This window comes from Streptomyces sp. NPDC003393, assembly GCF_053589015.1.
The window spans coordinates 1-19123 of record NZ_JBSFRB010000046.1 but is presented as its reverse complement, the minus strand read 5'-3'; the positions used below and the strand labels follow the sequence as shown (position 1 = coordinate 19123).

General features: G+C 69.1%; 19 protein-coding genes and 1 pseudogene. 12 read left to right on the top strand and 8 right to left on the bottom strand.

Features of this window, described 5'->3' with window-relative positions; translation table 11 throughout:
* Nucleotides 1–209: 209 nt before the first annotated feature.
* On the top strand, nucleotides 210–1022 hold the full coding sequence (locus ACWDUZ_RS32275) for an SDR family oxidoreductase (RefSeq protein WP_451635348.1): 813 nt from the start codon (nucleotides 210–212) through the stop codon (nucleotides 1020–1022).
* A gap of 117 nt (nucleotides 1023–1139) precedes the next feature.
* Here ACWDUZ_RS32275 and ACWDUZ_RS32270 read toward each other — a convergent pair whose 3' ends face one another.
* Together ACWDUZ_RS32270 and eno are read right to left on the bottom strand one after the other, a co-directional pair.
* Nucleotides 1140–1316: a hypothetical protein gene (locus ACWDUZ_RS32270; RefSeq protein WP_451635347.1), complete on the bottom strand. Its 177-nt coding sequence runs from the start codon at nucleotides 1314–1316 to the stop codon at nucleotides 1140–1142.
* 190 nt (nucleotides 1317–1506) lie between these two features.
* On the bottom strand, nucleotides 1507–2793 hold the full coding sequence (eno, locus tag ACWDUZ_RS32265) for a phosphopyruvate hydratase (RefSeq protein WP_451635346.1): 1287 nt from the start codon (nucleotides 2791–2793) through the stop codon (nucleotides 1507–1509).
* Nucleotides 2794–3205: 412 nt separating this feature from the next.
* Here eno and ACWDUZ_RS32260 point away from each other — a divergent pair, with 412 nt between their 5' ends.
* The 4 genes and pseudogenes from ACWDUZ_RS32260 to ACWDUZ_RS32245 all read left to right on the top strand — a co-directional run bounded on the left by ACWDUZ_RS32260 (nucleotide 3206) and on the right by ACWDUZ_RS32245 (nucleotide 7678).
* Nucleotides 3206–3619: an ATP-binding protein gene (locus ACWDUZ_RS32260; RefSeq protein ID WP_451635345.1), complete on the top strand. Its 414-nt coding sequence runs from the start codon at nucleotides 3206–3208 to the stop codon at nucleotides 3617–3619.
* Nucleotides 3620–3685: 66 nt separating this feature from the next.
* Nucleotides 3686–4093 (top strand): annotated as a pseudogene (locus ACWDUZ_RS32255) (transposase); the annotation flags it as partial.
* A 147-nt stretch (nucleotides 4094–4240) separates the two neighbouring features.
* Nucleotides 4241–4408, top strand: coding sequence for a hypothetical protein (locus tag ACWDUZ_RS32250; protein WP_451635344.1), 168 nt, complete (start codon nucleotides 4241–4243; stop codon nucleotides 4406–4408).
* A gap of 345 nt (nucleotides 4409–4753) precedes the next feature.
* The gene (locus tag ACWDUZ_RS32245) at nucleotides 4754–7678 is read left to right on the top strand and encodes an FAD-binding and (Fe-S)-binding domain-containing protein (RefSeq protein ID WP_451635343.1); all 2925 of its coding nucleotides are present in this window, start codon (nucleotides 4754–4756) and stop codon (nucleotides 7676–7678) included.
* Between the two features lie 591 nt (nucleotides 7679–8269).
* Here ACWDUZ_RS32245 and ACWDUZ_RS32240 read toward each other — a convergent pair.
* Both ACWDUZ_RS32240 and ACWDUZ_RS32235 read right to left on the bottom strand, forming a co-directional pair.
* Nucleotides 8270–9304 carry an LLM class flavin-dependent oxidoreductase gene (locus ACWDUZ_RS32240; protein ID WP_451635342.1) on the bottom strand — a complete coding sequence of 345 codons (1035 nt, stop codon included), beginning with the start codon at nucleotides 9302–9304 and terminating at the stop codon, nucleotides 8270–8272.
* A 512-nt stretch (nucleotides 9305–9816) separates the two neighbouring features.
* Nucleotides 9817–10419 (bottom strand): helix-turn-helix domain-containing protein, encoded by a 603-nt coding sequence (locus ACWDUZ_RS32235; protein WP_451635341.1) that lies wholly within the window; start codon nucleotides 10417–10419, stop codon nucleotides 9817–9819.
* Nucleotides 10420–10554: 135 nt separating this feature from the next.
* Between ACWDUZ_RS32235 and ACWDUZ_RS32230 the strand changes: the two genes are divergently transcribed.
* The 3 genes from ACWDUZ_RS32230 to ACWDUZ_RS32220 all read left to right on the top strand — a co-directional run bounded on the left by ACWDUZ_RS32230 (nucleotide 10555) and on the right by ACWDUZ_RS32220 (nucleotide 12063).
* Nucleotides 10555–10794: a hypothetical protein gene (locus ACWDUZ_RS32230; RefSeq protein WP_451635340.1), complete on the top strand. Its 240-nt coding sequence runs from the start codon at nucleotides 10555–10557 to the stop codon at nucleotides 10792–10794.
* Nucleotides 10795–10932: 138 nt separating this feature from the next.
* A complete protein-coding gene (locus tag ACWDUZ_RS32225) occupies nucleotides 10933–11526 on the top strand; it encodes a class I SAM-dependent methyltransferase (protein WP_451635339.1) in 594 nt (197 codons plus the stop codon).
* A 99-nt stretch (nucleotides 11527–11625) separates the two neighbouring features.
* Entirely contained in the window at nucleotides 11626–12063 is a 438-nt protein-coding gene (locus ACWDUZ_RS32220; RefSeq protein WP_451635338.1) for a hypothetical protein, read from the top strand.
* Nucleotides 12064–12086: 23 nt separating this feature from the next.
* Here ACWDUZ_RS32220 and ACWDUZ_RS32215 read toward each other — a convergent pair whose 3' ends face one another.
* Together ACWDUZ_RS32215 and ACWDUZ_RS32210 are read right to left on the bottom strand one after the other, a co-directional pair.
* Nucleotides 12087–13301 carry an IS110 family transposase gene (locus tag ACWDUZ_RS32215; protein WP_451635337.1) on the bottom strand — a complete coding sequence of 405 codons (1215 nt, stop codon included), beginning with the start codon at nucleotides 13299–13301 and terminating at the stop codon, nucleotides 12087–12089.
* A 349-nt stretch (nucleotides 13302–13650) separates the two neighbouring features.
* Nucleotides 13651–13776 carry a hypothetical protein gene (locus ACWDUZ_RS32210; protein WP_451635336.1) on the bottom strand — a complete coding sequence of 42 codons (126 nt, stop codon included), beginning with the start codon at nucleotides 13774–13776 and terminating at the stop codon, nucleotides 13651–13653.
* Nucleotides 13777–14776: 1000 nt separating this feature from the next.
* Here ACWDUZ_RS32210 and ACWDUZ_RS32205 point away from each other — a divergent pair.
* Nucleotides 14777–15193, top strand: a complete 417-nt coding sequence (locus ACWDUZ_RS32205) for an SsgA family sporulation/cell division regulator (RefSeq protein ID WP_451635335.1) — start codon at nucleotides 14777–14779, stop codon at nucleotides 15191–15193.
* Between the two features lie 287 nt (nucleotides 15194–15480).
* Here ACWDUZ_RS32205 and ACWDUZ_RS32200 read toward each other — a convergent pair whose 3' ends face one another.
* The gene (locus tag ACWDUZ_RS32200) at nucleotides 15481–16152 is read right to left on the bottom strand and encodes a nucleotidyl transferase AbiEii/AbiGii toxin family protein (protein WP_451635334.1); all 672 of its coding nucleotides are present in this window, start codon (nucleotides 16150–16152) and stop codon (nucleotides 15481–15483) included.
* Nucleotides 16149–16514: a hypothetical protein gene (locus ACWDUZ_RS32195; RefSeq protein WP_451635333.1), complete on the bottom strand. Its 366-nt coding sequence runs from the start codon at nucleotides 16512–16514 to the stop codon at nucleotides 16149–16151. Before ACWDUZ_RS32195 ends, ACWDUZ_RS32200 begins: the two co-directional genes overlap by 4 nt.
* Nucleotides 16515–17055: 541 nt before the next feature.
* Between ACWDUZ_RS32195 and ACWDUZ_RS32190 the strand changes: the two genes are divergently transcribed.
* The 3 genes from ACWDUZ_RS32190 (at nucleotide 17056) to ACWDUZ_RS32180 (ending at nucleotide 18958) form a co-directional block, all read left to right on the top strand.
* Nucleotides 17056–17556: a hypothetical protein gene (locus tag ACWDUZ_RS32190; RefSeq protein ID WP_451635332.1), complete on the top strand. Its 501-nt coding sequence runs from the start codon at nucleotides 17056–17058 to the stop codon at nucleotides 17554–17556.
* Nucleotides 17553–17891 carry a hypothetical protein gene (locus ACWDUZ_RS32185; RefSeq protein ID WP_451635331.1) on the top strand — a complete coding sequence of 113 codons (339 nt, stop codon included), beginning with the start codon at nucleotides 17553–17555 and terminating at the stop codon, nucleotides 17889–17891. Before ACWDUZ_RS32190 ends, ACWDUZ_RS32185 begins: the two co-directional genes overlap by 4 nt.
* 773 nt (nucleotides 17892–18664) lie before the next feature.
* On the top strand, nucleotides 18665–18958 hold the full coding sequence (locus ACWDUZ_RS32180) for a hypothetical protein (protein ID WP_451635330.1): 294 nt from the start codon (nucleotides 18665–18667) through the stop codon (nucleotides 18956–18958).
* Nucleotides 18959–19123: the final 165 nt, after the last annotated feature.

Below are 19123 nucleotides of genomic sequence, written 5' to 3'. Positions count from 1 at the left end.
ACGCCACGGCCGCCCCTCTTGCTGGTCGCACCCTTGTCGGATTTTCAGTCGCTTGAGTCGCTCAGCCGGCCCCGCCGAGACACCCCGGGCAGGGAAGGGCTGCGGGGTCGTAGCCGCCCCGGCAGTGAGCGGAGCCGATACGGAACCGATCAGGACCGCCGGTCGCACGCCGGTCCTGATCGGGGGAATCCGCTTCGGACGACGCAGGCGTGCTGACGGAGAACGCCTCGCAGTCGGTTCCCGACCAAGAAAGCAGCCACCTCATGAACCGTTACGAAGGACGCGTCGTCGCCATCACGGGTGCTGCCCAGGGACTCGGTCTCGCCATGGCGCGGCGTTTCGCCGCGGAAGGTGCCTCGGTCGCACTGGCAGACGTCAACACGCAGGCGTTGAGCGAGGCAGCGGCTGAACTCACCACCGCACACCGTGCGGAAATGCGGACAGACACTGTCGATGTGACCGACTCTTCCCGGGTCGACCGCTGGATCACGGCAATCACCAGCGGTTTCGGGCGCCTGGACGTGCTGGTCAACAACGCCGGCATCATCCGGGACAACCGCGTGGAGGACATCAGCGACCTCGACTGGCGCGCGGTCGTCGAGGTGAATCTCACCGGTGCCTTCCACTGCGCTCGTGCCGCCTTCGGCCACATGAAGCGTCAGGGCTACGGACGCGTCATCAGCTTCTCTTCCATGTCGTGGCGAGGGAACTTCGGTCAGGCGAACTACGTGGCCGCGAAGGCGGGCGTGGTCGGCATGACCCGTACGCTCGCACTGGAGGGAGCACGCCACGGCATCACCGCCAACGCGATCGCACCCGGCCTCATCGAGACGCCGATGCTCGCCTCCATGAACGGCCGCGCACGCGACATGCTCACCAACAAGATCCCCATGCGCCATACCGGACGCCCGGAGGACATCGCCGAAGCCGCCGCGTTCCTGGGCAGCGAGGCCGCCGGCTACATCACCGGCGTCGTCCTCGACGTGGATGGCGGCATCTCCATCGGGTCCTCCCTCCGGTAGACGCACGCCATGTGACGACAGCCGGTACGCCGGTACGGTTCAGCGGCCGTACCGGCGTACCGGCGATCAGCTGAAATCCAGCATGATCCGGCCGCAGACACCGCCTGCCTCGAGACGTCAGGGCGCCTCGACCGCTTCGGTGCAGTGCAGCACCGCTGCGACGCGCGGAGTGAGTACGCCCTTCTCGACCAGGCGGGCGAGGTGATCGAGCCCTTCGGCGTCGGTCGCGCGCGAGGGGACGTACACCGGGTGCACCTTGATGCCGCGCTCCACCGGTTCGTTCCGGAAGCGCACGGTGGCGAGCGATCCGCCGTCGGCATCGCGGGCAGGACGAGTTCGTTGAGCACCGCGGCGTCGATGACGCCGCGCACGTCCTCCGGAACAGCTTTCAAGATCGTCCTCCGACGTCCGTCTTCGTTCACGGCACGCGGACGGTGCGCCTTTCCTCGGAACCGCTCGCCCGGAAACACCGTCCGGATGTGGGTCATGCGTGGAAGGGGAGGGCGGACCAGCCGCTGAACTCGGCTGCGGCGCCGAGGGCTTCCTCGATCCGGAGTACTTCGTTCCACTTCGCCATGCGCTCGGAGCGGGTGAAGGACCCCACCTTCAACTGGCCGGCGTCCCAGCCGACGCTCAGGTGGGCGATGGTGACGTCCTCCGACTCGCCGGAGCGTGCCGAGACAATGGTGCCGAAACCGGCCTTCTTGCCGGCCTGCAGGGCTGCGAATGCCTCGGTGACCGTTCCGGCCTGGTTGGGCTTGACGAGGACGGCGTTGGCCGCCTGATCGGCTGCCGCCACTGCCACCCGCCGGGCGTTGGTGACGAGGTAGTCGTCGCCTATCACCTGGCAGCGGTCGCCGTAGCGGCGGGTGAACTCCCGCATGCCGTCGCGGTCGTCCTCGCCGACGGGGTCTTCGACGGAGAGGATCGGGTACTGCTCGATCCAGCCGCCGAGCAGGTCGATCAGCTCATCGGTGCCCAAAGTGCGGTCGTCCAGCGCCAGACGGTAGCGGCCGGCGCCGCCGAACTGGGAGGCCGCGACGTCCAGCGAGATGCCCACCTGGTCGGCAGGGCGGAACCCTGCTGACTCGATGGCGAGGGTCAGTGTTTCCAGGGCTTCCTCGTTGGAGCCGAAGTCCGGCCAGAAACCGCCTTCGTCGGCGACGCCGCCGCTCTTGCCCGCCTTCCGCATCAGGCTCCCGGTGGCCCGGTAGATCTCCGCAGTCCATTCCAAGGCTTCGGCGAAACTCGTCGCGGCCGGGCACATGACCATGAAGTCCTGTATGTCGACGCGGCGGTCCGCGTGTGCACCGCCACCGAAGATCTGGATCTCCGGCAACGGGATCCGGACCGGACCCCCCTCCGACAGATGCAGCCACAGTGGCCTCTTCGAGGATGCCGCCGTCGCGTGCAGGACGGCCATCGAGGTGGCCACGATGGCGTTCGCGCCGAGCCTGCCGCGGTCCTCGGTTCCGTCGAGCTTCACCAGCAGGGCGTCCACGGACTCCTGGTCGGCCGCGTCCTGCCCCAGGAGAGCCGAGGCGATCTCCCCGTTCACCGAGCCCACCGCCCGGTCGACGCCGAGCCCCCCGAACCGGCTGCCACCGTCACGCAGATCGATCGCTTCTCCACTGCCCGTCGAGGCTCCGGCGGGTGCGATCGCCCGCCCGGTCGCACCCCCCTCGAGGTGTGCCTCCACCTCGACGGTCGGCCTTCCACGGGAGTCCCATACCCTGCGTCCGTAGAGCCGGGCGATCCGCGTGTCTGTCATGCCGGTCCAACCTTTCGGAGACTGAACGGAACGGGCACCTTGATGTTCCGAGCCGGTGGAGGTACCGGAGCATCCGGTGGGCGAGGTGAGGGGCATGCCGGGCGGCCCTCGCGAGTGAGGTCCGAGGCAGTGCTTCTCCGTGATGCTAACGATAGCGTAGACGGACTGCTGAGTGAACGTCCGACCTGAACGGGGCGTGGTACCGCTGACGCTGACGCTGACGGAAGGCCAGGTGGATTGGTGGATCCCTGCCCCTTGTGCTATCGTTAGCAATCACTCAGCTCGCCCCAGAGAGACTCGCGCCCCGGGAGAGCAGGAACATGCGCGATCTCCCCGGGCCGGAGGATCGCCCGGCGGAGCCCTGCCCCCACAGGCACGGGCACTCCCCACGTCCGAGGAATGAGCTCGTGCCATGACCCTTGCCTGCCCCAGCGCACCCAGCACCGTCGCCCGCACCACCCTGCTCCCGAGCGTGCCGGAAGCCGTGAGCCTCGCCCGGCGCTTCGTCGCCGACGTCCTCGACGCCTGGCACATGGGCGAACTGACCGATGAGAGCCAGGTGATCGTGTCGGAACTCATGACGAACGTGGTCGCCCACACCACATCCCCCACGACGGGCATCGCGATCGAACAGCAGCCGGACCGCCGCATACGCATCGAGATCACGGACGACTCCAGCACCGAGCCCCGTCCATATACACCCAAGGACACATCAGAGCACGGCCGTGGTCTGGTCGTGGTCGACGCCCTGAGTTCCCGATGGGGCGTCACCCGGCACCACCGCGGAAAGTCGACCTGGGCCGAACTGCGGCCCCGCCGCGGGTGACTGAAATCGCGGGCACGAAGTGCGATCCGTGGCACCAAGCCCGGCCGAGGCAAGGTGTGAGCCCGCGACCGCAGCTACATCTCCGCGCGTCGGCTCGCCTGGATGCTCCTCACCAGGCCCGACAACCTCAAGCTCGAACATCACGACCTCCCGGCACGGCTCACCGCAGCCTTCCCCGAGATGACCCAATTGGCCGCCCACATCGCGGCCCTCGCCCAGCTCCTGACACCTCGCGAAGGAAAAGCCGACGAGCTCTCACGCTGGATCGGCCAGGCCCGCGCAACCGATCTGCCCCATCTGCACTCCTTCACCCGCGGCCTGGACCGAGACCGCGACGCAGTGATCGCCGCACTCACGCTTCCGTACAGCAACGGCCCCACCGAGGGCGTCAGCACCAAAACCGAGCGCATCGCGCGCCAGATGCACGGACGAGCAGGCTTCACCCTGCTTCGCCACCGCATCCTCCTCGGATGACCTCACCCCCGCTACCACCGGATGTGAGACAGGGCCGTTGAGTCGGCACAGCCCTGACCGAGCGACCGAGGCCGTTTGCGCCGTGGGGAAGATCCGCTCGAGAGGCGCCGTTCGCCCGGCGACGGCCGCGGCTACGAGGCGGTCCTGATGCCCGACGGCAGGACTCTCCTGCGCAAGGCGTGGCGGCAGCAGTACAGCAACCTGCGCAGGCTCTTCCTCGACCGGCTCGACGACGAGCACCTGCACGACCTCGCCGAAGTCTGGGCACGGCTCGCCCTGGACGACGACGGTGGGCTGAAGGAAAGTGCCTCGTAGGCCGGCCGGTCCGCCGTCACTCGTGCGGGCCGGCGGCCAGACGTGGCCGGTTCGATGCCCCGTGGTCGCGTCGGTGGCCGGCGACCAGGCGAGCGAGGAGAGGGCCGTGCATCCAGGACTGTCACCTTCGCTTATGCTATCGTTAGCACATGCGTGAGGGCGTGCGCTCGTGCTACAGACACCGCACCATCCACCACCCGACGCTGCCACCGGCCACATGTCCCGCGTCAAGGCCAACGCCCGCGATGGCCTGCTCTCGCATCGCGACAGTGCCGGCCAGAACCGTCTGGGTTTCCCCGTCCCGACGCGGAAGCACCGCCTCGATCCACCCGGGAGACGAACGCCATGCCGCTACTGGAGCCCAGCCCGGAGACCCTCCGCCCGGAAGCCGGCCGCTCCGCGGCGCCCGACCGGCTCCCCGACGGCCGGGCCGTCGGGACGCCCGAGCGGCTGCGGGACGAGCTGATCGCTCTGCTGGGTCCGGAAAAGGTGCGGTGGAAGGTTTCCGACCTGGTGAAGTACGCTTCCGATGCCAGCCCCTACCGGTTCGTCCCCCACGTCGTCCTGCTCCCGGACAGCACCGACGACATCTCGGCGATCATGTCGTACGCGCGTGACCACGGGCGCGAGGTCGTCTTCCGGGCCGCCGGCACCAGTCTGAACGGCCAGGCACAGGGCGAGGACATCCTCGTGGACGTCCGCCGCCACTGGACGGGCGTCGAGGTCCTCGACGACGGTGCGCAGGCACGGATCCGCCCCGGGACCACGGTGATGCGTGCCAATGCCACCCTCGCCCGGTACGGACGGCTCCTGGGCCCGGATCCGGCCAGCGCCGTCGCCTGCACCGTGGGCGGGGTCGTCGCCAACAACGCCTCCGGAATGACCGCCGGTACCACCCGCAACTCGTACCGCACCGTCGCCTCACTGACCTTCGTCCTGCCCAGCGGCACGGTCGTGGACACGGCCGACCCGAGAGCGGACGACCTGCTGGCGCGGGCCGAGCCGCAGCTGTGCGGGGGACTGCTCGCCCTCAAGGCGGAGATCGAGGCGGACCCGGAGCTGACTGCCAGGATCCGTGCCAAGCACGAGATCAAGAACACCAACGGGTACCGGCTCGACGCCTTTCTCGACGGCGCCACACCCGTGCAGATTCTGCGGGGGCTGATGATCGGCTCGGAAGGCACCTTCGGGTTCATCTCCGAGGTCGTCTTCGACACTCTTCCGCTGGACCGGAGGGTCTCCAGCGCGTTGCTCTTCTTCCCTTCGCTGACCGCGGCCGCAGCCGCCGTGCCGCTTTTCAACGCCGCGGGAGCACGTGCCGTGGAACTGATGGACGGCAACACGCTGCGTGCTTCGGTGAGCGTGCAAGGCATGCCGGCGGACTGGGTGCGGCTGCCCGGGGAGACGGCGGCGCTGCTGGTGGAGTTCAGGGCTCCGGACGAGGCGGGACAGGAAGCCTACGAGCGGGCGGCCGCCGAGGTCGTGGAGAAGCTGGACCTGGTCGCGCCTGTCGCCTCGGTGAGCAATGAGTTCACCCGCGACGCCCGGATCATCTCCGGCTACTGGAAGGCCCGCAAAGCATTCGTCACCGCGGTCGGTGGCTCCCGTCCGCCAGGCACCACGCTCATCACGGAGGACTTCGCCGTTCCGCCGTCCCGGCTGGCAGAGGCCTGCGAAAACCTTCTCCTGCTTCAAGCCGAGCATGGTTTCGACGCCGCTGTCGCAGGCCACGCGGCACACGGCAATCTGCACTTCCTGCTCGCCTTCGACGCCTCGAAGCCGTCCGACGTCGACCGCTATGCCGCGTTCATGGACGACTTCTGCCGGATGACCGTCGAGCGTTTCGACGGATCGCTCAAGGCGGAACACGCCACCGGCCGCAACATCGCGCCGTTCCTGGAACTGGAATGGGGGCCGAAGGCCACCGAACTGATGTGGCGCACCAAGCACGTCATCGACCCCGACGGGGTGCTGGCCCCACGGATCGTCCTCGACCGCGATCCCCTGGCGCACCTGCGCGGACTGAAGACCATCCCCCAGGTCGAGCCGATCGCCGATCCCTGTATCGAGTGCGGCTTCTGCGAACCGACCTGCCCCAGCCGGGATCTGACCACCACGCCTCGTCAGCGGATCGTGCTTCGGCGGGAGATGATGCGGCAGCACAAAGGCTCGCCCGTGGAGGGCGAACTGCTCGATTCGTACGGCTATGACGCCGTCGACACCTGCGCGGGTGACTCGACCTGCGAACTGGCCTGTCCGGTCGGCATCGACACCGGCACCATGATGAAGGACTTCCGGCACCGGCGGCACTCGCCGCGCGCAGAGCGGATCGCGGCACACACGGCGAAGAGATTCAAGGCGGTGGAGATCTCGGCGTGGCTGGCCCTCGCCGCCGCCGACAGGATCAGTGACCGGCTGCTGCAGACCGTCACCGGGCTCGCCCGCAAGGCCGTCGACCCCGATCTGGTCCCCGAGTGGCTGCCGGAAATCCCCGGAGCCGCTGCCCGCAGGCCGCCTCGCACCGCGCGGACGGGAGCGAGCGCCGTCTACTACCCGGCCTGCGTCAACCGGATCTTCGGCGGCTCTCGCGACGACGGCACCGTCCCGGTGCAGCAGGCCGTCGTCGCCGTCTCGGCCCGGGCGGGCAAACCGGTGTGGATCCCCGAGGACGTGGTGGGAACCTGCTGCTCGACGATCTGGCATTCCAAGGGGTATGCCGACGGAAACACAGTGATGGCCAACCGCATCGTGGAGGCCGCCTGGTGCTGGACCGATGGCGGCAGACTCCCGCTGGTCGTCGACGCCTCGTCGTGCACGCTGGGCATCGCCCATGAGGTGGTCCCCTATCTTTCCGACGCCAACCGCGAACTGCACCAGCAGCTGACAGTCGTCGACTCCGTCGTCTGGGCGGCCGAGGAACTCCTGCCGGAACTGCCGGTCCTGCGGAAAACCGGTTCGGCGGTCCTCCACCCGACGTGTTCCATGCGGCACCTGGGGGACGTGGATCACTTGCGTACGGTCGCGGCGGCCTGCGCCGAGGAAGTCGTCATGCCTGACGACGCCGGATGCTGTGCGTTCGCCGGCGACCGCGGGATGCTGCACAAGGAACTGACCGCGGCGGCGACGGCGAGGGAGGCGGCGGAGGTCAACTCCCGCACCTACGACGCGTATCTTTCCGCGAACCGCATGTGCGAGATCGGGATGGACCGGGCGACGGGACGGGAGTACCACTCGGTCCTGATCGAGCTGGAGCGAGCGACACGCCCGTGACGTGAGGGCGGCTGAAGGTGTGTCAGGAAGTCTCACGATCGATACCCCTGTCGATGCAGGCCACTCGGCCCACGGAAGCTGGGCACTCCGACAAAAGGGGGCGACCCGCAACGTCCCCGCCGTGCGCCGACCGCTTCTACCGGAACGCCGGGCAGACCGTGCCGCACAGGCCCCCGGCCCGGCGCCCGGCACAAACGCGGGAAACCGGGCCGGTCGGGCACACCGGTTCCACCGGGGCACGGGGCCTCAGTCCGGTCAGGCGGACGCGCAGGACGTGGTACATGAACCACGGCTGGGCCCCCATCGCGTGTGCCGGCCGGGCGAGGGCGTGGACGCGCAGTGTTCCGCGGGCCGGCACGCCGACGGTGACGGCGAGCAGCGGGCTGCCGACGGCGATGGCGCCGACGACGCCCCTGGCTATGACATCCCGCCCCGCCGACCATGTCCGTGAGGGCTCTTCGAAGCCCCGGCAGGACCACTGCCGCGGTTCCGAGGCCGAGCGTGCCGCCGATGTCCACCCGGTCTCCGCCTCGGCGGCAGACCCTCCGCACCGGTCGGGGGAGGGAGGCCGGCGGCGATCCGTGGGGTGGTTCAGGGGGCGGGCTGCCAGCCCAGAGCGGGGCCGAGCTTCGTGGCCATGTCGGTCAGGATCTGCACGTAGTCCTCGTGCGCGAAGGAGAACGGAAGGGCGAACGCCACTTCCTCGACTTCGCGGAACGCGGCGTGCGCCTGCAGGTGCTCGGCAATCACCTCGGCGGTGCCCACCAGGTCGGGCGCGAACAGCAGCCGGCCCGGGCCCTGCGGGGCGTGGGTCCGCGGCAGACGCTGTGCGGCGTACTCCTGGTACTTTGCGCGCTGTGCGGCTGAGGCCGAGTCGGTCGGGATGACGACGAGTCCCTGGGAGACGCGGGCGTTCTCCCCGTCCGGATGGGCGGCGCGGAAGGCGCGGATGTGCGACGTCTGGATCGCGGCGAAGTCCAGCGGCCCGTCGTCCTGCGGACCCTCCGCTTTCACCACGCTGCTGGTCAGGAAATTCATGCCGTGTTCACCGGCCCACTGCGCCGAGCCCAGACTGGCCCCGCCGTACCACAGCCGGCGCCCGAGGCCGGGGGAGTGCGGCTGCACCCGGTCGGAGAAGTCCTCGAATCCCTCCCTCCCGCGGAAGCCGGTGGCCGGCTCACCGCGCACGAAGTCCAGCAGCCGGCGCACTCGCGCGTAGCTGAAGTCCTCGGCGTCCGCAGTGTCGGGGTACAGCGCTTCCTTGACCTGCTCGTAATGCATCGGCGGGCCGACGCTGACGCCCGGGTTCAGCCGTCCTCCGGTCAGGAGGTCGACCGTCGCCAGATCCTCGGCCAGTCGCAGCGGGTTCTCCCAGCCGAGCGGGGTGACGGCGGTACCGAGGGCGATGCGGCGGGTGCGCTGCGACGCGGCGGCCAGTACGGTGAGGGGGGAGGATATGCCGTACTGAAGGTGGCGGTGACGCAGCCAGGCGCTGTCGAAGCCCAGATGCTCGCCCAATTCGATGAGAGCGAGCGTGGACTCGTGCCCGGTCCGCGGATCGGCCTCGTCGAACAGCCCTATCGTGAGGAATCCCAGCTTCCGCAGTGGTCGTGAGGTGGATGGCATGGATTCCTCCGTCGTCCTCGGACGCGTGTGTCGTGCACTGTTCGACTTTGACTTTACTACACAGTTGATGTATCAACTGGGTCCCCCTCGATGACGGCCAGGCGGTGAACCCCTCCTTCGTGCAGGCAGGGGGCGTGGTCGTGCTGCGTGTGCAGAGCATCCGCAGTGATCACCGTGTCGGTCGGATCGATGCCGCCTGGGAGCGGGGCCAAGGCGGGAATCGCGTTGCTCCTGCCGTCCATCGCCGTTGGGTCGGTCGGCTCGACGGCCGGCCTCGACCACGCCGTGGCATGTGCTGCGGCGGTGGACGCCACCGCGCACGGTCGGCTCGCACCTCTACCGCCGCATCCCCAAGCTGGGCGTCACCGCCCGCTCCCACCTGCGCGACCTCATCGAGGGCACCGCAGCGACAGCCCGTCACCAGGATGGAGGGCGCTCCCGGCCACGGAAGAAATCATCCGGCGCATACCGCGGTCCATGCCGTCGGGAGAAATGGCCACGAGGTGGGCTGTTCAGTATGGACGGGTTTCGCCGGGTCGGTAGCAGGCTTTGATGTGGATGCGTTCGCCTTGCGGGCCGAGGATGCTGAGGAACTCCACGGAGTGCTCGTCGGCGTTGCCGAACCAGTGCGGGAGGTGGGTGTCGAATTCGGCGGCCTCGCCCTCGGTGAGGAGGAAGTCCTTGTCGCCGAGTACGACGCGTAGGCGGCCGCGCAGGACGTAGAGCCAGTGGTAGCCCTCGTGGGAGCGGGGGTCGGGTTCGCGGCCGTCGGTCAGGCCGGCGGGCAGGATGTGTTTGTAGGCCTGCAGCCCGCCGGGGGTGCGGGACAGCGGGACGACGGTCATGCCGTTGCGGGTGAAGGGCTGCGGGTACACCCGGGGGTCCGGGTCGGTGGGTGCGCCGATCAGCTCTTCGACCGGCATCCGGTAGGCCCGGGCCAGTGGCAGTAGGAGTTCCAGGCCCGGTTTGCGCTGCCCGGATTCGAGCCGGGACAGGGTGCTGATCGTGATGCCGGTGGTCTCCGACAGGGCGGTCAGGGTGGCGCCGCGGCGGCGGCGCAGCTCGCGCAGCCGCGGGCCGACGGCGGCCAGTACCGCCTCGAAGCCGTCGCTCATACGTCTCACCCTGGCTGCACTTTTCACTTTTCGCAAAGAGCTTTGCCCGATCGTGGAAGCGGGTGCACCGTGACGCTCGGAGGTGGTCACGATGCCCGAAACACGCGGGTCGACGGCGATGTCCGGTACGACGTCGTGGCGATCGATGCAGGCCGGCCCCGCAACGCGCCCGCGGCGCAGATGCACGGCTTTCCGTCCCGCGACGGCACGACATCTGGCGACCTGTTCCAGGCGGGACGGCGCCAAGCCGAACTGGGCCTCAGCAGCGCCGACTGGCAAGGGGCGGTCACCGCCCACGCCCTCGTCTTCGGCGGAAGAGTGCCGGCCGAAGGCCGGCTGAGCGACATGCCCGGACATGAACGCGGGTCGTCCTGAGCGCGCTCACCTGTGGCCTCGTCATCCGGCCCGGACGGCAGAAGGGAACGCACGAAGCCGACGCCACCGCGACAGCGGCGGCCTGAAACGCCACCCACCGCCGACCACGTCCGAAACCCGACGAGAGAGCCACACGCCATGGACGCCCAGCACTGGGACGAGATGTACCGCAGCCGCGACCAGATCTTCAGCGGCATACCCAACCCCGTACTCGTCACCGAGATCGCCGACCTGCCACCGGGGCGGGCACTCGACGTCGGATGCGGTGAAGGAGCCGACGCACTCTGGCTGGCCCGACGTGGCTGGCAGGTCACCGCAGTCGACATCTCCGCCACCGCCCTGCAACGCGCCGCCACCTCGGCCACCGACGTCCAGGACCGGGTGGCCTGGATACGAGCCGACCTGAACACCACGCCGCCACCGGCAGGCCCCTTCGACCTGGTGTCCATCCACTACTTCCCCCTGCGCCGCCAGGCCGGCCACACGACGCTCCACCGACTGCTCGACGCGGTCGCGCCCGGCGGCACGCTCCTCTTCACCACCCACGCCCGCGCCGGTCTCATCCCGTCCGAGAGCTTCGATCCTGCCGACTACTACCAGCCCGACGACATCGCCCCACTGCTCGGCCCCACCTGGAACGTGCTGATCGACACCCGCCCGCGTGCCACCCCGGCCCCGTCCGGTACACACCACACCCACGACAGCATCCTGCGAGCGGTACGCCTGCCGTGAACCCTGTGGAGTCTCAATGACCGGGTCAAGCCGACGATGCGCCGCTCATCAGTGAGGAAGGCGCACCATCTCCTTGACTGGGCATGCCAGACTGCAGCTGTGGAGGAGATCTATCGACTGTGGTTGGCAGCCGTGCCGGGCGCCATACCCGAGGACGAGGCTCGGATCCATTGGAACTGTAAGGACGATCCGACGCCGACTCTGCACGAGGGCTTGCGTTGCGCCTCCTACCTGTACGTCGGTTCGTGGGGTGATGAGCACGAGCCGGAGAACCTGCACGCGGGTCAAGGGCACTGCCCGGCCAACCGGCTGTTCAGCTGGCTGTTCTATATCGGAACGATTGATCGTTATCGGGTGCCGTTGCTCAGCGAAGAGCTGATGTCCCGGCTGGTCGAGCTCTACTGTCCCCGTCGCGGTGACCTTCCGGCTGACGCGATCGAGCTTCCACGGTTGGAGGGCTTTCTCCGCCAGCACTTGGGGCTGTACCTCCTCCCTCAGGAAGCGGGTCCGGAGACATACGGGCAGGTGCTGCGCTGAGGTCGGCGAGTTTTCATGACCAGTCAGGCTGCTGTGGCAGTGCGCGTCCTTGTCGGTGGGCTCGTGGTGAAGGGGCGGTTGTCGCGCAACAGAGCCCAGAGGACGTCGACGCGGCGGCGGGCGAGGGCTATGACGGCGGGGATGTGCTTGTGGCCCTGGGCTCGTTTCTTGAGGTAGTAGGTGCGGTTGGGGCCGTCGCGGATGATGCTGGTCTGCGCGGAGAGGTAGAACACTCTGCGCAGGCGGCGGCTGTAGCGCTGGGGTCGGCGGAGGTTGCCGGTGCGGCGTCCGGAGTCTTTGGCGACGGGGACCAGGCCGGCGGCGGAGGCGAGGTGACCGGCGTCGGGGTAGGCGGCCAGGTCACCTGCCGCGACGAGGAACTCGGCGCCCAGGATGGGGCCGATCCCCGGCATCGACTCGATGACCGCGGCCTGCGGATGGGTGCGGAAGGCGTCGCTGATCTGCCGGTCGAGCCGCTTGAGCCGTTCGTCCAGGGCTAGCATTTGCGCTGCGAGATCGGCGGTGATGCCCGCGGCCGTGTCCTGACCGGGCAGCTGGATGTGCTGGGCATGCGCGGCGGTGAGTGCGGCGGCAGCGACCGTCTCGGGGTGGCGCACGCCTCGGGCGCCGAGCCAGCGGGTCGGGCGGGCCTGACCGCAGCGGCGTAGGGCAGCGGGGGTCTGGTAGCCGGTGAGCAGGACCAGGGCGCCCTTGTGGTCGGCGTAGTCGAAGGCCGCTTCCGGGGCAGGACTGATGCCGGTGAGCACGTCGTGGAGGCGGTTGAGCAGCCGGACCCGATCGGCGATCAAGTCGGTGCGGTGGGTGGTGAGCAGGGCCAGGTCAGCGACCGGGTTCGTGGGCACCTCGATGGCGGCGAAGTCCCGCCGCAGACGGGCTGTCTCGGCGATGACGTAGGCGTCGCGGGCGTCGGTCTTGGCCTCGCCCCGGTAGGCGCCGGCCATGCGGTTGACCGTCCGGCCCGGTACGTAGACGACTCGTTGGCCGTGGTCGGCGAGCAGGGCCAGCAGCAGGGCGGGTGCGGTGCCGGTGAGGTCCGCTGCCCAGCGGACCTCACCGGCCAGTGCAAGGACCTCGCTGAGGCCGGCGAGGATGACGGCCTCGTCGTTGCTGACCCTCCGGCTCCAGACGGTGGTGCCGGTGTCGTCGATGGCGACCCACCAGTGGTTGGCCTTGCTGGCGTCGATACCGACCCATAAACCGGGCACCTGTGTGGTCATGTGCGTCTCCTCGGCCTCGGACAGCGTGCGGTTGCGGTCCGAGGACACCCCGCCGTCAGCTCCGTAAACAGCGACCGATTCGCACATCTCAATCAGCGGCCCGGGCGTCCCGAAGAGCAGGGCGGCCACTCCACCGGAGCCACCGGGGGCAAGCGACTTTAGAGCCACACCCCACTCTTTCGGACCGCCCATGCCGCAGGCGGATCTGCGGCGTTGATCACGCCGACGAGTTCGGTGGCATGCCGACGAGGCCGAGGTGGCGTTGGCGGCGGCATCCTGCCGGCGAGGGCATCCGAAAGGCGCTGCCGGTGAACTCTCTTCCTCGGGAACCTCGACGAGTACGAGGCATTCAGCGGCCGATGGCATCCAGGCGCAGACACACATGGCCGAGGTCCTCGCGCACCGCGAGAACCACGACGCGCGCACTTCCTGACGACTCACATTCCAACCGCTTCCGGCCGTCCAGCAGCTCCATGGTGTCCTCGGCGGTGGTCAGGCAGGGCCGGCCTGCCCCTCGCCGTCGTCATCGGCTGGCGTCGTGATCACGGGAGGCACCGGCGGGCCTGGTCCGGCGTCTGCGTAACTGATCGCGGGGTGGTGGCGGCGGCCTGCCGGGAGAAGGATCTCCTGCAGCTGATTGCCTGATCAGGCGGGGGAGTGCCGTTTCCCGGTTCGTTGCCACCGACGCGCGCCCGCGTCGGTGGCCGGCGGTGCTTCCTCGCGCTCGGGCCGCCTGGACGGCCCGTCATGTCTCCTGCGACCTGCTGCGGTGCCGGTGCCACCGGTAGCGCTCCGAGGAGTGGACCGGCCGTGGCCGGCGTGGCAGGGCCGAAGGCGGCGCCGTGCTCACCCATGGTGTCACCGGTCACACCCCTTGTCATATTTACCTGCACGGACAGATACTTTTCGGCGGGCCCTCCTGAAAGGCTGGTTGGCCCGGGCGGAAAACTCGTGCGTGCGACACCCCCATGCCCGCAAGGTACTCGGCGAAGGATGTCCGATGGCAACTGCACCTCGCACCCCAAGGGGGCACGTGCGGCCATGCGGTGCAGGGGCAATCAAGGTGAAGCTGCAGGTCACCCCGCAATCGTCCCGTCCCGGCACCGCCGCATACCTGGCCGCCCGTCAGTTACGAGCGGCCGTCGTCGACTGCCGTCGTGGCCTCGGTGAAGCCGCGTCCCTACGTGCCGCAGAGCCAAGGGGCTTGGACGCGCTGACGTAGCGGGCCCACGGTCGGCAATACGAATCAGCCCAGCGAGCTGAGCTTCCGTCGTGATCGCCGCTACACCACTAGGCGGGAGACCACTGCTGTTCTGGGTACTCGGCGCCCTCCACGGCCTGACGGAGGCAGGACCAGGCCTAGGTGCTGCGCGCCGCCTGTACCGCGCTCTGTTCCGCGTGACATCGGGTGTGTGCCGTTTCCGAGGCAGACGTGCACCCGGCGCCGCCCCCAGACTCCCGAGAAACCGTGCGCCATGAACAACTACGCAGATCAGCCGCTCTCCATGGGGCTCGTGCTCCCGTCCGGCGGGCGGATCACCGTCGAAGTCCGCCTGGTGTACGAAACGTGCGACCCGTTCGCCGCGCACATGGTCTTCCATCCCGGCACCGACCACTCAGTCACCTGGACCTTCGCTCGCGACCTGCTGGCGCAGGGCCTCGCCCGGCCGAACGGCGAAGGGGATGTGCGCATCTGGCCCACGGGATCGGGACCCGACGCCGAACTGAACCTCGCCCTCTCCTCCCCGCACGGGACCGCACTGCTCACCGCTCCACTCCCGGTGGTGGCGCACTGGCTGGACCGCACCTACCGACTCGTGCCGGCCGGTCACGAAGCCGACGGCTTCGATGTGGACGCCGAGCTGTCACACCTCCTGTCGGGCACCTGTTGAGGGCATTCGGCGCAGTTGCCTGCTCGGGCAAGTGAGCGATGAGATCACCTTCGACGGACAGCACCGCCGCTCACAGGCACAGCGGCGCGGGCCGGCGGCACCCGGAACGCGGAAGCGGCAGCTCACTCCCTCGTCCCGCGCTGCTTGACGACCTCGCACGCTGCCGGGGTGGCCGGTGGGCCACTCCGGCAGCGTGCAGACGCCGGCACCCGTGGACCACTCAAGGCCTCCCGCCCGAGGACGATCCGAACTCGTGCCGGTCTGCTTCGGCAGGCGACACGGATCCTTCAGAGATCGTCGGGGTCTTCCTCGACCTGCAGGCGTGTGCCGATGTCGGTGGCCCATTCCAGAGCCCACGTCCGCAGGCCGTCGATCTGATCGGGCTGGAGACCGTAGTCGGCGTAGTCCTGGTCATCCCACCACTCTGCGCCGACGAGACGGTCGCGGAGGTCTTCCAGGCTGAAGGCGAACCGCGCGTGGCGTCGGCCGAGGTTCTCCAGGTCGGCCTTGGACCGGTGCTGTGATGCTGCGTGGACGTCGATCAGATCGCGCACCGCGCCTCTGTCGGCGAGCGCCCGCACCTTCGTGCCGATCACGTCCTCCAGCGACAGCACCGGGCCGTACTCGGTGGACGTCGGTGGGTGCCAGAGGACCTCTTTCAGGACGTCGACCTCGCACTGTTCGCCGGTGCCGGGGTCTGTGGCGAGGAGACGGCCGGAAAGGGCCCCGATCTCGATCTGCTCGACCTGCCAGCCGCGCTCCGTGAGCCCGTTGCTCACGGAGCGGACAATGTCGCTGATCGGTGCCGGGTTCTCGGTGGCTACGTCGACGTCCTGGGAGAGACGGTCGACCAAGCCGTGAGCCTGTACTGCGTACCCGCCCGTGATCACCAGGGGATATGGGTTTCCGATGTCGAGGACGTCGGCCAGGAGGCGACGGTGCAGTTCGGAGAGGTTCACGCGGCCGTGGTGGCCTCGGCTGCAGGCAGCTCGGGGAAGCGGTTCTCCCAGGCGTCGCGGAGGGGACGGCTGATCAGCGTCCGCAGGACGGGCCACTGGGTGATGAGCAGGTCGCGGTTGAGGAAAGCGATCAGGTCCTGGCGCTGCCCTTCCGCCAGTACGGTGCGGTAGAGACTCATCCGCGAGCGGGGCTGGCTGAGTCCGTACGAGCGGCGGCCGGACCAGACGATGTGCAAAGGCAGATTCACCGTGCCGGTCGCCGGACCGGTGAGTTCGTCCAAGGACGTGGGGAGCCGCAGTGCGTACTGCTCCCGCAGCAGCTCGAATGCGTTCGGCGTCGAGGACGTGGAGGACACGGACATGCCTCCCAGTATCGCCCCTCGGGCACGGCGATAACCACACACCAGCGCAGGCCCACAACCTCCGGGGTGTCTGACCGCTCCGCCACGGTGAAACGAGAATGCCGAGATCCCGACCCCACGGTCGGCACACGAGGCAAAAGCCGCCGGTACTCTCGACGACCACCGTCACCGGTCACCGCGCCAGGGAGGAGTGGGCTGGTGGTCGCCGAGCTCGATGAGCGCGGTGACGGGACGCGCGGGACCGGGGTGTCCTGAGGGCTTCGGGGTGACCGGGCTTGGACCAGACGGCATTCCTGGCCGACCCGGCTCAGGCGCTGCGCACCGCCCGCTTCCTCCTCGACCAGGGCCACACGCTGCGCACCGAAGTGGCTGGTTAATCGGGCCTGGCGGCCTCCACCGCCGCCACCGACATCTCTTTGCGGCGCAGCGATCGCCGGCACGCCGCCGCAACGCTGCCCGGCCGCGCGCTCGGCTGCCTGATCGCTGCTGCCGGCGCCTCGCTCCACCTGGTAGCCCTCGCCACGTACGCACCGGCTGAATCATGATCAGCGGCCCGGTCGCCCTTTCCGCGCTCGCCCTGGTCGCCGAACCCTGGCACCTGGTTGCGAGCCTGTGGCCGTGGCTGCGCGCGGCCGCCCGCCGCGAACTGCTGCCCATCACCTACGCCATGCCCGCTCCCCGCGCGCTGTGCTGCCTTACCACCGTCCTCGCCGCCGCCGGCCCGGCCGCAAGCATGCAGGCCGGTCTCTCCTGGGGCCTGCGGTGGTGGCTGTTCACCGCACCTTGGACGATGCTGTTCTTCTCGATCACCGTCGTGGGACATGACCCGGTTCTGCGGCGCGCCGATAGCGCAGCTATGGCCGACCTCGCCGCTGACCTGCGCGCACCGAACCTGTCCCCAGGTCGTGCTGCCGAACTCGCCCAGAAGCAGCCCTGGCTGTGTGATGGACGCGCGGTGGAGCGACCGCCGTGCCGACGAACTTCACACCGTACTGTCCCGGGAAATGGCGCAAGGCACCCGCATTGCTGTGGATCTGCATGACCCCGATCGTCCTACCCGGCCTGTTCGGCATAGGGGTTGGCCTCGCCCAGGCCATCGGAGCTCTCGACCTCGGCCATCACGCCCGCTTGGCGGTGCGCACCGTCGACGAACCGGCCACCCGGTTCCTTCACGCCCATACCGCCGGCCTGCCGCTCACCCCCGGGGTCGCCCACGCCCTGTGGATCGGCCTCGGCATCCTGACGCCGGTGCTCTCCACTGTCGTTCGAGCCTTCGCGGCCCGGCTGACATGGATGCTGTGGGGGGTAGTCGCGATGACGTGGTGGGTTCCGTCGGCTATCGCTTCCCGGCGAAGTTGTTGGTGTCGGCCTCGGTGAGGATCCCGAGTATGACCAGGCGTTTCAGCTTGGCGCGGGTGCCCTCGACGTTCTTCGGCAGCGGTTCGTGGCCGAGGGCTTCGCTGACGTCCTTGGCCTGTAGCGGCCCGGTCGCGTGATTGAAAACGGTGAGGATGCGTGGGTAGTCCGGGTGCTCGGGCAGGTCCGGTGTGTGGGCAGGGAGCCGGTCGGCGAGGCCGGGGACGGTCTTGCGGTGATCGCGAGGTGTTCCAGGTGGGTCTCAGCCTCCCGCAGCCGGTTCCGCAGGTCGTCGATCTGTGCGCGAAGGCCGTCGGCCAGGACCCGGGCGGCGTCTTCCTGGGTGTCCAAGGCGTCGAGCAGGGGCTGGATGCTCAGGCTGCCGCCGCCTGCTCTGAACGTCGTTTCGCCCTCGACCTTGTCGGGGCGAGAGGAGATCCCAATGGTGTTCACCCGGCCGACGTGCTGGGCAGGCGGGGTCGGACGGGGGGTTTTAGCGTTGTAGTGCCTTGCGTTGCGACAGGACCGCGGGGCGTGGACGGCCCCTGCACGCAGCGCCCTCGGCAGGGGCCGTCTGCAATGACCGTCGCCGTGCGGTGGCAGCAGTCCCAACCTGCCCGTGTGACCGGCTACGCGGGCGCCCCCTGGTGTCCAGAGTCAGGGCGCTGCAGCCCAACGGCAGGCCGAAGCCGAGGAGAGCGCCAGGAGCAGGAAGCTGAGTAGGCGGCACGGGCAAGCTCCCCTGCCCCTGGGGCAAGTCTGCGTTGTCGGCGGTGGCTGAAAGGCTGGACGGCATGAACGGCGATGAGCAGTTGCTGCGTGGCCGGGTGTACGGCCGTGACCATGATGACGATCCCGGCCCGTTGGCCGGGCAGAGGTATGCCGCGCTGATAGGCGGGCCGCTGGATGGACTGCTGCTGGACATCACGGGTTGGCGGCAGGAGGAAGTCGACCACGGAGCTGCGCTGGCCACCGAGCTCGGCCGGTTCCCCGGTGGCCGGTCGCTGTACGAGCCGCGTCCCGGCGAGCCGAGCGCATCGGGCCCGGGTGTGAGCTGCCGGTTCTACTACTCCGGCGATGCACCCTGACCACAGGCCCGACCATGGCACCGGCCACCCTGACCACGGGCCGATCTGAGTGTGCTGCTCGTCTGTCGGGGCCTGCGGCTACGGCTTGCCCGTAGCCGCAGGCAGCCGGTCGCCGGCCCCGCCCGAGGACCGTTCGCTGTGAGCGAACGGAGCGGAGGAGGCTTC